Annotated in this window: 12 protein-coding genes; 9 read left to right on the plus strand and 3 right to left on the minus strand. The window is 69.1% G+C overall.

Translation table 11 applies throughout. From position 1 onward, the window contains the following. Positions 1 to 86 precede the first annotated feature (86 nt). Both ACZ7LY_RS14620 and ACZ7LY_RS14625 read left to right on the plus strand, forming a co-directional pair. Entirely contained in the window at positions 87 to 758 is a 672-nt protein-coding gene (locus tag ACZ7LY_RS14620; protein ID WP_471624925.1) for a fructose-6-phosphate aldolase, read from the plus strand. Positions 759 to 1,164: 406 nt separating this feature from the next. After that, on the plus strand, positions 1,165 to 1,515 hold the full coding sequence (locus ACZ7LY_RS14625) for a hypothetical protein (RefSeq protein ID WP_471624926.1): 351 nt from the start codon (positions 1,165 to 1,167) through the stop codon (positions 1,513 to 1,515). 405 nt (positions 1,516 to 1,920) lie between these two features. On the opposite strand, the gene ACZ7LY_RS14630 is transcribed toward ACZ7LY_RS14625, so the two are convergent. Next, a complete protein-coding gene (locus tag ACZ7LY_RS14630) occupies positions 1,921 to 2,361 on the minus strand; it encodes a hypothetical protein (RefSeq protein WP_471624927.1) in 441 nt (146 codons plus the stop codon). Between the two features lie 708 nt (positions 2,362 to 3,069). Here ACZ7LY_RS14630 and ACZ7LY_RS14635 point away from each other — a divergent pair. The 4 genes from ACZ7LY_RS14635 to ACZ7LY_RS14650 all read left to right on the plus strand — a co-directional run bounded on the left by ACZ7LY_RS14635 (position 3,070) and on the right by ACZ7LY_RS14650 (position 7,250). Beyond that, positions 3,070 to 3,936 (plus strand): ABC transporter substrate-binding protein, encoded by an 867-nt coding sequence (locus tag ACZ7LY_RS14635; protein ID WP_471624928.1) that lies wholly within the window; start codon positions 3,070 to 3,072, stop codon positions 3,934 to 3,936. A gap of 281 nt (positions 3,937 to 4,217) precedes the next feature. Beyond that, entirely contained in the window at positions 4,218 to 5,081 is an 864-nt protein-coding gene (locus tag ACZ7LY_RS14640) for a class I SAM-dependent methyltransferase (RefSeq protein WP_471624929.1), read from the plus strand. Between the two features lie 250 nt (positions 5,082 to 5,331). Beyond that, complete coding sequence (locus ACZ7LY_RS14645; protein WP_471624930.1) at positions 5,332 to 6,462, plus strand: FecCD family ABC transporter permease; 1,131 nt, start codon at positions 5,332 to 5,334, stop codon at positions 6,460 to 6,462. Further along, positions 6,459 to 7,250: an ABC transporter ATP-binding protein gene (locus ACZ7LY_RS14650; protein WP_471624931.1), complete on the plus strand. Its 792-nt coding sequence runs from the start codon at positions 6,459 to 6,461 to the stop codon at positions 7,248 to 7,250. Before ACZ7LY_RS14645 ends, ACZ7LY_RS14650 begins: the two co-directional genes overlap by 4 nt. A 13-nt stretch (positions 7,251 to 7,263) precedes the next feature. Here the strand turns inward: ACZ7LY_RS14650 and ACZ7LY_RS14655 are convergent, their stop codons facing one another. After that, positions 7,264 to 7,515: a hypothetical protein gene (locus tag ACZ7LY_RS14655; RefSeq protein ID WP_471624932.1), complete on the minus strand. Its 252-nt coding sequence runs from the start codon at positions 7,513 to 7,515 to the stop codon at positions 7,264 to 7,266. 7 nt (positions 7,516 to 7,522) lie between these two features. On the opposite strand from ACZ7LY_RS14655, the gene ACZ7LY_RS14660 reads away from it, so the two are divergent. Then, entirely contained in the window at positions 7,523 to 8,302 is a 780-nt protein-coding gene (locus ACZ7LY_RS14660) for a maleylpyruvate isomerase family mycothiol-dependent enzyme (RefSeq protein WP_471624933.1), read from the plus strand. Positions 8,303 to 8,613: 311 nt separating this feature from the next. Next, positions 8,614 to 9,414, plus strand: coding sequence for a hypothetical protein (locus tag ACZ7LY_RS14665; RefSeq protein ID WP_471624934.1), 801 nt, complete (start codon positions 8,614 to 8,616; stop codon positions 9,412 to 9,414). 950 nt (positions 9,415 to 10,364) lie between these two features. Here the strand turns inward: ACZ7LY_RS14665 and ACZ7LY_RS14670 are convergent. Next, positions 10,365 to 10,535 (minus strand): hypothetical protein, encoded by a 171-nt coding sequence (locus ACZ7LY_RS14670; protein ID WP_471624935.1) that lies wholly within the window; start codon positions 10,533 to 10,535, stop codon positions 10,365 to 10,367. Between the two features lie 217 nt (positions 10,536 to 10,752). Here ACZ7LY_RS14670 and ACZ7LY_RS14675 point away from each other — a divergent pair, with 217 nt between their 5' ends. Next, complete coding sequence (locus tag ACZ7LY_RS14675; RefSeq protein ID WP_471624936.1) at positions 10,753 to 13,224, plus strand: DMSO/selenate family reductase complex A subunit; 2,472 nt, start codon at positions 10,753 to 10,755, stop codon at positions 13,222 to 13,224. Positions 13,225 to 13,236 lie beyond the last annotated feature (12 nt).

Here is a 13,236-nt window from a genome sequence, read left to right on the forward strand (position 1 = left end):
ACCGCCCTCGCTGCCGGCGCTCCGCGCCGCCCTGCGGAAGAACAACAGCAACCACCCCCACCCCACCGACCCCTGGACGCACCCCCGTGAAACTCCTCCTGGACGACCTCCGTCTCGATCACGTGCGGCACGCCGTTGACACCTACCCCCTCAGCGGCGTCACCTCCAACCCGACGATCCTCAAGGCCGCCGGTACGGCCGACTTCTACGCCACCCTGGCCGCCGTCCGCGACATCATCGGCCCCGACCGCACCCTGCACGTGCAGGTCATCGCCGAGGACACCGACGGGATGCTCCGCGAGGCGGACCGCATCCTGGCCGAGGTGGGCCCGGCCACCTGCGTCAAGGTCCCCGTCACCGAAGCCGGCCTGCGCGCGATCCGCCGCCTCAAGGCCGACGGCACGACGGTCACCGCGACGGCGATCTACTCCACGATGCAGGGCCTGTTGGCGATCGGCACGGGCGCGGACTACCTCGCCCCCTACGTCAACCGCATGCAGAACCTCGACGCCGACCCCTACGCGACGATCCGCGCCCTCGCCCAGGACATCGCCCGCTCGGGCAGCGGGTCCGAGATCCTGGCGGCCAGCTTCAAGAACATCCACCAGGTCACGGCCGCCGTGGAGGCCGGAGCGCATGCGGTGACGGTCTCCCCGGACATCCTCGCCGCCGCCACCGGAGCCTGCGAGGTCCACCGGGCGGTGCGGGCCTTCGCCCGCGACTGGAAGGCCGCGACGGGGACCACCACCCTCCCGTAACCGCGCCCCGCACCCCCGCCGCCGGTGACGAACCGGCGGCGGGGGTATCGAGCGCAACGAAGCGGCGCGCATCGCCTGTGACGTCCTCGGCGACAAGGCAACCGTCGACGACGTCCGCAAGGATGAAGACGAGGACGGCGAACGCCTGTACGTCCTGACCGACAAGGGCTATCTCGTCGTCACCTGGCCCGAACGTCGCGTCATCGAGTCGGACTTCCCCGAGGGGCGTTCATTTCCGGGGCGGGGCGACGCCACGGGGAAACAGGCGATGAGAGCCACTGCCGACGCCCTGGTGCGCGACCTGCTGCCCTGGATGCAACCGGCCTGATTGCCGAAGCCGGAGATCCGCACCGACACCCCTTACGGATACGTAAGTTGGCGTGAGCGCCGCGAGGACGGCGTCCTCATGCCGCTGCGACTGGACATCACCCTCAACGAAAAAGGCCGCGTGCGTGGGTGGTCGGCGACTCCTCATCCTGCCGGCGTCACGATCCCCACGGCCGTCATCAGCGAGAAGAAAGCCGCTGAGGCAGCCGAACGGTATTCCGAAGGCGGGAACCTCCTGGGAAAGGAGCTTCTGGCCCGCAAATACCGGAGTACTTGGCGCCCGTACTGGATCTACAGCTTCCACACCGAAGACGGCGCGGACGAGGCCAGACTGGATGTGCCCGTCGATGCTGTCACCGGGCAGGTCCGCGAAAGCGGCATAGAACGCAGCGACAACGCCGACGAGGAGGACGACAAAGACGGATGGTGACAGTACGTCTGCACGCTCGTGATCCCATCGGCCGAAGGCGTCGTCCTGGCAAGTCGCCGAGCGGATGACGTTGCCTCGTCGGTTGTCGCCGGTCTGTGCCGTACCGCGTGGTGCGGCTGACCGCGCAGCCTCAGCGGGGACTTGGCTCCCTCCTGACGTTTTGCTTGTGGCCGGTCCGCCACAAGCAAAGCGGCAGGCCGACGTCCCGTTCTAGAAGGTGGCATCGCCTGCCGGGCGGGCTTGTTGGATGCACTGCGACTGCCACGGCCCGTACCGCGCGGCCACATCTCGACAGGTGTCACCCGCGCGGATCTTCCACCTGGTCTCGTTCAATACGTACACGTACACGTACACGGCGACCGTGCAGCTCGCTGCGATCAACGAGTGGCCCTGCCCCCGGTGGAGTCAGGCCAGACTGCGGCGTGCCAGGGCGAGAAACTCTGCTTTGTACGGCTCCAGGTACTCGGACAGGCTCCCCTCGCCCCGCTCCTGCCAGACCGCTTGATTCAAGGCGCGGGCGTAGGCGGTAGCCGGCGCGTGAAGGGCAGGGGCACACAGCAGCTCGATGCTCCTCTCGGCGATGCGAAGACCGTCCATCGCCGGTCTGGCTGTGCCGTACCAGTCATCTCCGACCTCCCATCGAGACGGCCTGGCATGCGCCACACCCTCGGCCTCCAGCGCGCACCGGATGAACTCCAGCACGGTCCTGATCTGCTCAGCACGACGCTCCTCCGCCTGCGCCGCAGCCTGTCTTCGCCCGTCAGCCCGCTCAGCCGCCCGCTGCGTCGTGCGCTGGGTCAGATAGGTCATCGCACCACCGACAGCCACACCCACGATCGAAATCACCGGGGTCCACGGGTCTCCTGCCACAGCCAACAACTACCGGTACGCGCCCACCGACCGCTGCCGATCCAGCGAGACAAGCCGGGTTCGCATGCCAAAGCCCCCATGCAGCTCCCAAAACTCCTTTCCGGGTTCCGCGCTACGCCGGTTCGACCGGGTGCCTCCTGACAGCCTTACGTGGATCCGGATAGTGGCGTAGGCCCTCTCATGGGCGTGGGCTTTGCCTGGCCCGCGACCGAGCCGACCGCGGATGGCGGCTGCGCGGAGCTCCGGCCGCCGCCAGTCTTCGTTACGGCGCGGCTGCCCGCCTTCGCGTACGCCTCGAACTCGCCCCATGCGGCGGGGGAGCGGGAGTTGGTGATCTGGGGGTGGGCGGTGAGATCTCGCCGAAGACGCTCCAAACCCGAAGCCGAACTCGGACCCGAGGCCGCAGCCGCCACAGCAGCGTGAGCCGCACGACATGGATGGCCGACCGCGGCCGTGTCGACCGCCACAACCAAGAGATCCGCCCCCGGTTCGGGGTTCGCGGTATGTCCGTGTATCTTGTCGAACATGAAAACCATATCCATTAAGGGGTTGGTGGGGGCATTCCTCCTGCTCCCGGCCCTTGCCGCATGTGGAAGCAACGGAACTGCCGTATCGAATGGGGCCGGTGAGAGCACTGGGTCACGCGGTCCTCACCGCCAGGCGACCACGGTGACGAGCTGCGGCATGAAGGTGAACGTGTCCGCGCCGCCCGAGCGAGCCATCGCGCTGGAGCAGAACGCGACGGAGATCATGCTGAGTCTGGGACTGGCGGACCGAATGGCCGGTACGTCGTACCAGACGGACCCCGTCCTGCCCGCTCTGGCCAAGCAGTACAAGAAGGTCCCGGTCCTCGCCCGGCAGTACCCGAATCACGAGGCGACCCTCGCCCGTTCGCCGGACTTCCTCTTCTCCACCCTGTCCTCTGCGTACGCCGACGAGGCCGCCGGCTCTCGTGCCGGATGGAAGAAGCTCGGCGTCCCCGCCTACCTGTCCACCTACGACTGCGAGGACCCCGCTCACACCCCCCGCCAGGTGCGCTTCGACAGGCTCTTCGGCGAGATCAAGGACATCGCCACCCTTTTCGGCGTGGAGGAGCGCGGTAACACCCTCGTCAACAGCCTGCGCACCCGCCTGGAAAAGGCGACCGCGAAGGCGCCCAAGAACCTCGACGCCGACGTGATGTGGTACTACTCCGGCACCCACACGCCCTACATCGCCGGCCGCGGCGGACTGCCCTCGACGGCCGGCGCGCTGCTCGGCGTGGACAACGCCTTCGACGACCTCGGCCAGAAGTGGTCCGAGGGGAGCTGGGAAGAGATCGCCAAACGCAACCCGGACGTCATCGTCCTGGCCGATCTGACCCGCGGCGGCGACGGGGACAGTGCCGAGGCCAAGAAGCGTTTCCTACGGTCCAACCCCGTCACCTCGAAACTCGAAGCCGTGCGCGCCAACCGCTTCATCGTGGTGCCCGGTTCCGCCATGGACCCCTCGATCCGCGCCGTCAGCCTTGTGGAGAAGGTGGCCGACGGCCTCAGCGACCTCTACCCCTGAGCCCCGCCCCACCTCCCTCTCGTAACGGTCGGTTGATCGTTACGAGAGGGAGGCCGGGGCCCGAACACGGCATGCCGTTCGGTGCCGGGGGAGAGGTGAGGGCCGCTTGCGCCCCGCTGCCTTGACCGGCAAGAACCGGAGCCTCCTGTCCCGGCCCCGGCTCCCGCCTCCCCGGCCCCGGCCGGAGGTCCCTGCCGACGATCCCGCCCGCCTCCCTCTGCCCTTGCCCACGTCGACCCGAGCCCGCGTACACGTAACCCCGAACACAGAAGGGAGCCCTCGTGCTCACCCCCGCTCCCAACCCGGAACCCACCTCCACCCTCGGCCCGGATCCCAGCACCACCCCCACCGCCAACTCCAACTCCGCGCCTCTGCCCGCCCTCACACCGCCGCAGGTTCTCCCCCCGCACGTTCTCCTGGAACGCTGGGACACCCAGCAAGCCGCCTACATCGCACACCGGGAAGCACGTTTCGACGCGATGCTGGAGGTCCTTCGCCTGCACAGCCCCGACCCCTTCCACGCCCTCGACCTCGGATGCGGTCCAGGCTCACTGAGCACCCGCGTCCTGAGCGCCTTCCCGCAGGCACGCGTCACCGCCCTCGACTACGACCCCGTACTCCTGCGCCTGGCCGCGGACGCCCTCGCCCCGCACGGGGACCGGGCCACCCTCGTGGACACCGACCTGCTCCGCCCCGACTGGGCCGCGCCGTTCACCCAGGAGACCTTCCAGGCCGCCGTCTCCTCCACGGCCCTGCACTGGCTCTCCCCGGCCGAGTTGCTGAACGTCTACACCGCCCTGGCCGAACTCCTGTCGCCCGGCGGCCTGTTCCTCAACGCCGATCATCTGCGCTTCACGCCCCGGCACCCCACCCTCGCCGCCCTGTCCCATCAGCACGACATCCAGACGCAGCACGCCTCGTTCGCCGCCGGCGCGGACACCTGGGACCAGTGGTACGCGCTGGCCACCGCCCTACCCGACATGGACCTCCTCGCAGCCGAACGCGAACTGCGCTTCGCCGACCGGCCGCCTCAGCCCCTCGCGCCGCTCGACTTCCACCTTGCGGCCCTGCGCACCGCAGGCTTCGCCGAAGCCGGAACGGTCTGGCAGCACTTCGACAACTACGTCATCTTCGCCCGCCGCTGACGCCCACACCGCCCCACGGGAACCGCGTCCCGCGTCCCGCCCCTCTCCTCCGCCCCACTACTCCCATCCTCCGCCCATCCCAACCTGGCAGCTACTGCGCCCTGTTGACCCGTACCCGCCTGTACCCCAGTCGCCCACACCCGCCGAGAGCCCTACGCGCTCTGTTCCACACTCGCTCCCACTCCGCCTTCCGTCACCCAGCCCCTCGCTCCCACCACCCGCCCCCTGTCCCTGAGGCACCCCACCAACCATGAAGCCCCCTTCCCGAGCACAGCCCGAAGCCGCCGACGCGCAGCCCGAAGCCGCCGAACACCCCCGCACCCACACCCACGCGCCGCCCCACGATTCCGCCCGGCCGCGTCCCAACCCCCGCACCTCCACCCGTACGACAATCGTCTTGACCTGCGCCCTCACTCTCCTCCCGTTGTCCATCCTCCTCGCCATCAGCACCGGCACCGCCGACCTCCCGCCCCTGGACGTCGCCCGCGCCCTGGGTGCCCACCTCGGTCTGCCCTGGCAGGGGCCGGCACCTCTGCACGACAGCATCGTGTGGGATCTGCGCCTGCCCCGCGTCCTGCTCGCCGCACTCATCGGAGCCGGCCTGGCCACTTGCGGCACGGTCCTGCAAGCCCTCACCCGCAACTCCCTCGCCGACCCCTACTCCCTCGGCGCGTCGGCCGGAGCGTCCACCGGGGCCGTCCTTGTCCTCGTGATGGGCCTAGGGGCCTTCAGCCTGCCCGTCGGCGCCTTCGCCGGCGCCCTGGGTGCCTTCGTCTGCGTCATGCTCATCCTTGGACGCTCACCCGATCAGAGCACCAAGGTCGTCCTGGTAGGCGTCATGGTCTCCCAACTGTTCGCCGCGCTGACCAGCATCATCGTCGTCCACTCGGCCGACGCCGAACGCACCCGCGCCGTCACCTTCTGGCTGCTCGGCTCCCTCGCCCCCGCCACCTGGGTCTCCACCGCCGTGTGCGCCCTCGTCCTCGCCGTGGGCCTGCCCTTCTGCCTCCTGCACGCGCCTCACCTCGACGCCCTCGCCTTCGGCCGGGAAACCGCGGCAACGCTCGGCGTCTCACCCCGCCGCACCGAAACCGCCCTCTACGCGATCACCGCCCTGATCACCGGCACCCTCGTCGCCGCCGGCGGCGCCATCGGCTTCGTCGGGCTCCTCGTCCCCCACGCCGCACGCATCCTCACCCACGCCCCGCACCGCACACTCCTGCCCTGCGCCGCCGCCCTCGGAGCCGTCTTCATGATCTGGGCGGACACCGCCGCCCGCACCGCCTTCGCCGGCCGCGAGATCCCCGCAGGCGTCCTCACCGCCCTCCTCGGCGCCCCCGCCTTCGCCCTCCTCCTACGCAACCGGACCTCCACCCCATGAGCACCCTCCCGCCTCCCGCCCTCACCGCCGACGCCCTCACCTACACCACCCGCGGCCGCACCCTTCTCGACAGCGTCTCCCTCACCGTCCCCTCAGGCTCCTTCACCGCCCTCATCGGCCCCAACGGCTCAGGAAAATCAACCCTCCTACGCCTCCTGGCGGGCCTGCGCCGCCCCACCCGCGGGCGCGTCCTCCTCGCCGACGACGACATCGCCACCCTCCACCACCGGGACATCGCCCGCCGACTCGCTTTCGCCGCCCAGGAGACCACCCCCGCCGTCCAGACGACCGTCCACGAAGCCGTCCTCCTCGGCCGATCCCCCTACCGCCGCCGCCCCGCCCCCACCCCGGCCGACCTCCAGGTCGTGGAACACGCCATGAAGACCATGGACGTCACCACGCTCGCCGACCGCCACTGGCCCACCCTGTCCGGCGGCGAACGCCAGCGCGCCAACATCGCCCGCGCCCTCGCCCAGCAGACCCCGCTCCTCCTCCTCGACGAACCCACCAACCACCTCGACATCAGCCACCGTCTGCGCCTGATGGACACTCTGGCCCGCAGCACCACCACGGTCGTCGCCGCCCTGCACGACCTCGACCTCGCCGCCCGCTACTGCGACCACCTGATCCTCCTCCACAACGGCCGCACCATCACCTCCGGGCCGCCCACCACCGTCCTCACCCCCCATCACCTCGAACACGTCTACCAAGTACGGGTCACCCCCCACGCCGCTCCCCACCACCCACCCCACCTCCACCTCACCCCCCTCCCGCCGCCTACGAGATGACCCTGGCGGGTATCTACGCCTCAATGGGGGAGGCAGCCGGCCCTTCTCGACGGCGGGCACGGTGTCGGTTGCGCGGTTCAACGGCGTAGATGTCCTGCGCGGCGTTGTTCATGGTCGGGACGTACTGCTGCTTCCCGTCGGCGTAGGTGACGGTGAAGCTGTCGTAGCCGTAGGAGATCCCCCAGCGGGACGGCCCGGACATCCGCGACGGCGGCAGGCGGCGGCTGGGGAATTCGCTTTCGGCCGCCGGGGCGCGGTGATACACAGCCGTAGTGCGGAAGAATCTCGAATTCCCTGACCTGCTGCGGCTGATAGACGAGCGGGCGACGGCCTTCCGAACCGCGGTCGTCGCCGCGCCCAGCCTGGATGTGCAGGTGCCGACCTGTCCCGAGTGGACGCTGTTCGATCTGGCACAGCACGTGGGCTCGGGCCGCCCGTTCTGGTCGGCCATTGTTCAGGCTGGTCCGGCCGACGCCCCTCCGGCCGAGGCCGTGGCGGCGCGCGCCGCGGCGCAGGCACCCCGTGAGCGCGAGGCGTTGGTGGCCTGGCTGGCCGCGTCGACGCAGGAGCTGCTGGTCACCCTGCGGGAGGCCGGACCGGACGCTGGGTGCTGGACGTGGTGGGGCGCCTCGCAGTCTCCGCGGACCACCGGTGCCGTCGCCCGGCACCAGCTCCAGGAGATCGCGATGCACACCTATGACGCGCAGCTCACCGTGGGCGCCGCGCAGCCTCTGCCGACGGAGGTGGCCCTGGACGGCGTCGAGGACTTCCTGTTCACCTGCTGCGCATGGTCGGGCGTCTGGCCGCACGAGCCGGTCGTCGTCGACTACCACGCCAAGGAGGGACGCTCCTGGCGTTTCACCGTGGAGGCGGACGGCGCCCGCGCCGTCCGCCACTCGGCTACCGGAGAGGCCCAGGCCGACGCCTCCGCGCAGGGCACGGCCAGCGAGCTGGCCCTGTGGTTCTACGGACGCGTGCCGCTGGACGCGGTGAAGATCGCCGGCGACCGGGTCATCTTCGATCGGCTCTTCGCCTGGGACCCGAACGCGTAGGGCGTGGTCGAGGACGTGGCGCCCAGTCACGTGCATGCCGGCCTTGACGTAGACGGCCGACCGCACGGCCGTGCTCCTCGCCTGCGGCCTGGCCTTCGCCGTCCACCTCCGCGCACGAGCACGACATCGAGGGCGCCGCATACGACGGCCGTCACCGGTCATCGAAGCCCCTCGCCCTGACGAGACCGAGAGACTGGACGCTCCGGCTACTGCCTGCGAGTGGGTGTAGATGGTCTACCGGCGGTCGGCTGTAGGTTCTTGAGGTACGGCCCCTCGTAGAAGAGGGAGACTTCTACTGGGACCATGGGCAGATGTCTGAGGAACCGAACCCGATGTCCAGCCTGTGGCCGCTCGTGCCGCCTGGGTCCACAGACTGGCTGCTGGAGATGTGTGGCGACGGCCTCACCGGGTTTATGCCTCCGGCCATGCCTGACGCGGCGTGGGTGCTCAACGCCATGTATGAGCACGTGCAGGGACCGACCGACGTGTCGTACGACGAGTACCACCAAGCGCGTCTAGCCGACGGGAGCACCCAGCCACACGTTGTCGGAGACCTCGACCTCGACGCCGTGAGTATCGCCACGGGTGGAGGTTTGGGCCGTGCCCGGCACCCCGGCCCCGGCTGGCGGCGGCTGCGCTGGACCGAACTCGTCCGCCGGACCGGCGACCCGATGGTGCCCGATGGGCTGATGCCCTCCTACCGCTGCTTTCCCTCGGCCAAGAAGGAGGGCAGCTGGCCACTGAGCATGGTCCCGCCGACCGAAGGAAGCCTGGACCGGGAGACCTGGAATCGCCTGATTGCCACCCTCACCCTGCACAGTCCCGCAGGCTCGGACACCCGCTGCCTTGCGTACTACAACCCGCTGATGCTCGGAGCCATCGACCTGAACGATCTCCATGTGCGCGCAGGCCGACTCGGCGACGCCGAGCTCCTGTATGACCAGTCCGAAGCAGACTTCAGCCCCTCCAACCTCTGGGCCGATGACCGCTCCTGGGTGCTTTGCACCGACTACGACCTGTGGGCCACCAAGGTCGCCGGTTCACCAGCCCTCATCCGTGCACTGTTGAACGACGCGGAGATCGAGGCGGTCCGCTTGCCTTGGGCACACTGATGACGGGCCGCCGCCCCTATTCCTTTGCCCGTCCTGGAGCGCGAGCACTTCCCAGTTCCTGGTCGCTGGTGTAGGACGGCCCCCTACGTATCTGGTGCGTGCTGGACTTCGAGCTGCTGGAACGGATCACCGCGCGGCGCACGGAACCTGGACGAACTCGAAGAACAGCTGGCCAAACAGCTGATGGAAGTGCGGGTCGAAGGGGACGAACTCGCCGTCGCCGAACGGTCCTTGCACGGGTGGCCGGGCTGCTCGCCTGGGATAAGCTCCTCCGCCAGGCTGATGCCGGGGTAGGCGGGCGGGCGGTCCGGTCATGGCCCGCGAGGTCGACGAGCCTACGATCTCGGCGCCCTTCACCTGACCGTCGCCCCGGCCCACTTGGGCGACGACATGCCGCCCTCACCCTGATCGCCCACCATCCCGGCAATCAGCACCGCCCCCGTCAAGCACGCCCTGGCCTGCCGGCACTTCGCCCTGACGGGTGATGCCGACCGCATCGACGGCTACTTCGCCGCGACGGGCGTCGCCCCCGGCGGCGCCTGGGACCCGCAGACCGTCGCAGCCATCAGCTCAGTACGGGGCGCGCCTCCGCTGCGTCAACCCGCAGGCCGCTTGAGGCCCACCGGCCAGCTCGCTTTCAGTCCCGCCGCCCTGGCGCCGTACCGCCGCTACAGTCGGGTGCGTCGCCCCGCGCCAGACGGGCCGCCTCTGTTCACCGCGCAGAATTCCGCTTCCGTAGGGGCCGGGCCCGCGTACCTATGTGGGAGCCCTAGTCACCGAGGACGGTCACGTCGAGCCCGCCTCCCCGCTGCCGGCCCATACACCGACCGTGACGTCCTCGCCCGGCAAACCACCCGCGAGGAAGAGCAGCGCCGCCGCCCTGGCCGCCTTCCTGGACGGCTAGGACGCGGCGGGCGGGGGAGCACCCCCAGCTCATGGGGCTCGTACTCCTACTGGATGCCGGTGTGCAGGGTGAAGAGGATGCCGCACAACGCCTGCCTGCCGGCCCGGCACTCGCGGTCTGCCCCCACCAGTTTCGGTCCCGGAACGGGCAGCAACGGGTCGATCAACGGCGGCAGTTCATCCGAGATGACCCACGGCCGCGGGTCACGCTTTCCCATACTCAGACCTACGGACAGAACCGCCGACATGCTCATGATCGGCAGCTCTTGTTAGAGCCAGTAAGGCTCTGCTAACGGTCTTGTGTCATCCGCAGATGGGGCCTTTGGGCCCCCGTGGCCCAGACTTTCACTGCACGATCTGCCCAGGACGGCACCCGAGACTGTGTGTGGTCTGCGGGCGCCTGACGGAGCGCCTCATCCCGACAGGAGGCACGTGATGTCGCACGACGTCGAGGCGGACGACTCCGCCAGGCGGACGGCCGCCGGTGGGCTGGGACGGCGGTCCCTGCTGAAGTGGTCGGCCGCGGTCGGCGGCGGACTCGCCCTGGTGGGCGGGGGCACCTTCTTCAACCGGGTCCCCGGTGTCGGCGCGGCCAACGCGGCCACGGCGGAGGACGGCGCGAGGACGCCCGAGATCGTCTGGTCTTCGTGCAACGTGAACTGCGGTTCCCGCTGCCCGCTGCGTATGCAGGTCGAGGACGGCCGCATCGTGCGCGTCCTGCCCGACAACACGGGCGACGACAAGCTCGGCACCCAGCAGATCCGCGCCTGTGTACGCGGCCGCTCCATCCGCCAGCGCATCTACAGTCCCGACCGGCTGAAGAAGCCCATGAAGCGCGTCGGCAAGCGCGGCGGCGGCGAATGGAAGGAGATCAGCTGGGACGAGGCGTACAGCGAGATCGCCGCCACCCTCAAGCGGCTGATCAAGGACTACGGCAACGAGTCCATCTACCTCCAGTACGGCACCGGACTGACCGGTGCGACCTTCAGCCGCAGCTCCCCCGAGAAGTCGCTGATCTCCCGCCTGATGAGCTGCGTCGGCGGCTTCCTCAACCACTACGGCGACTACAGCACCGCTGCCATCACGGCCGGCGGGCAGTACCACTACGGCGAATCGGTCTCCTCCAACAGCCTCGACGACGCCAAGAACGCCAAGCTGCAAGTCCTCTTCGGCAACAATCCGCTGGAGACGCGGATGTCCGGCGGCGGCGAGACCTTCGTGACCCAGCAGACCCGCAAGCGGCACAACGTACGCACCATTGTCATCGACCCGCGCTACTCCGAGACCGCCCACGCGATCGGCGACGAGTGGATTCCGCTGCGCCCCGGCACCGACGCCGCCCTGGTGGCCGGCCTCGCCCACGTCATGATCTCCGAGAAGCTGTACGACCAGAAGTTCCTCGACAAGTACTGCCAGGGCTTCGACGAGGACCATATGCCCAACGGCATCCCCGCAGGTCACTCGTACACGTCGTACGTCATGGGCGACGGCCCCGACCGCACCGCCAAGACCCCCCAGTGGGCCGCCCGCATCACCGGTGTTCCCGCCGCCACGATCAAACGGCTCGCCCGCGAGATCGGCACCGCCCGCCCCGTCAGCATCAACCAGGGCTGGGGCCCGCAGCGCCACGCCAACGGCGAGAACACCTCGCGCGCCATCTTCACTCTGGCGGCCATGACCGGCTGCATCGGCGTCCCCGGCGGCGGCACCGGCGCCCGCGAGGGCTTCTACGGCCTGCCCCTCTCTCTCCCGTTCCTCAAGGAGAACCCGGTCAAGACGGCGATCCCGTTCTTCCTGTGGACCGACGCGGTCGACCACGGCGAGAAGATGACCGCGCTCAAGGACGGAATCCAGGGCAAGGACAAGCTGGACGCGCCGATCAAGATGATCTGGCAGTACGCGGGCAACGCGAACGTCAACCAGCACGCCGACATCAACCGGACCATCAAGCTCCTCGAGGACGACAGTAAGTGCGAGCTGATCGTCGTCATCGAGAACCAGATGACGGTCTCCGCGCGGTACGCCGACATCCTCCTGCCCGACGTCTCCAACGCCGAGCAACTGGACCTCGCCCAGCAGGGCAGCGCGGGCAACATGGGGTACACGATCCTGGCCGACAAGGTCATCGAACCGCTCTACGACTGTAAGCCGATCTACGAGATCTGCACCGGCATCGCCAAGAAGCTGGGCGTGGAGAAGGAGTTCACCGAGGGACGCACCCAGGAGGAGTGGGTGCGCCTGACCGTCGAGGAGACCCGCAAGGGCGTTCCGGGCATGCCCGGCTTCGACGAGCTGAGGAAGATGGGCGTCTGGAAGACGAAGGCGCCGACCGGCAGCGGTCTGATCCCCCTCAAGGAGTTCCGCGAGGACCCCGAGAAGAACCCGCTGGATACTCCCTCCGGGAAGATCGAGATCTTCTCGACCAAGCTGTGGGAGATGTCGAAGACCTGGGAGCTGCCCGACGGCGACCGGATCTCGGCCGTCGCCGAGTACATCCCCACCTGGGAGGGGCAGGAGGAGGCCCGCGCACACAAGCGCTATCCGCTCCAGTGCATCGGCCACCACTACAAACAGCGCACGCATTCCACCTACGGCAACTCGCCCTGGCTGCGTGAGGCGCACCCCCAAATGGTGTGGATCAACCCGCTGGACGCCAAGCGCCGCGGCGTCGCCAACGACGACATGGTGCATGTCTTCAATGGCCGCGGCCGTATCCAACTGCCCGCGCGTGTGACGCCCCGCATCGCCCCCGGGGTGGTCTCCGTGCCGCAGGGAGCGTGGTTCACGCCCGACAAGAACGGTGTGGACAAGGGAGGTTCGGTCAACACCCTGACGAGCTGGCGACCGACACCCGTGGCCAAGGGCAACGCGCAGCACACGACGCTCGTCCAGATCGAACGCGTCTGACGCGCGGAAGAG

The sequence above is a fragment of the Streptomyces sp. NPDC107550 genome, assembly GCF_055639095.1.

Excerpts from the sequence above, each read along its gene's own strand:
- ACZ7LY_RS14625 (WP_471624926.1), top strand. The coding sequence starts at position 1,165 with ATGCCGCTGCGACTGGACATCACCCTCAACGAAAAAGGCCGCGTGCGT.
- ACZ7LY_RS14635 (WP_471624928.1), top strand. The coding sequence starts at position 3,070 with ATGAAGGTGAACGTGTCCGCGCCGCCCGAGCGAGCCATCGCGCTGGAG.
- ACZ7LY_RS14645 (WP_471624930.1), top strand. The coding sequence starts at position 5,332 with ATGAAGCCCCCTTCCCGAGCACAGCCCGAAGCCGCCGACGCGCAGCCC.
- ACZ7LY_RS14650 (WP_471624931.1), top strand. The coding sequence starts at position 6,459 with ATGAGCACCCTCCCGCCTCCCGCCCTCACCGCCGACGCCCTCACCTAC.
- ACZ7LY_RS14665 (WP_471624934.1), top strand. The coding sequence starts at position 8,614 with ATGTCTGAGGAACCGAACCCGATGTCCAGCCTGTGGCCGCTCGTGCCG.
- ACZ7LY_RS14670 (WP_471624935.1), bottom strand. The coding sequence starts at position 10,535 with ATGGGAAAGCGTGACCCGCGGCCGTGGGTCATCTCGGATGAACTGCCG.
- ACZ7LY_RS14675 (WP_471624936.1), top strand. The coding sequence starts at position 10,753 with ATGTCGCACGACGTCGAGGCGGACGACTCCGCCAGGCGGACGGCCGCC.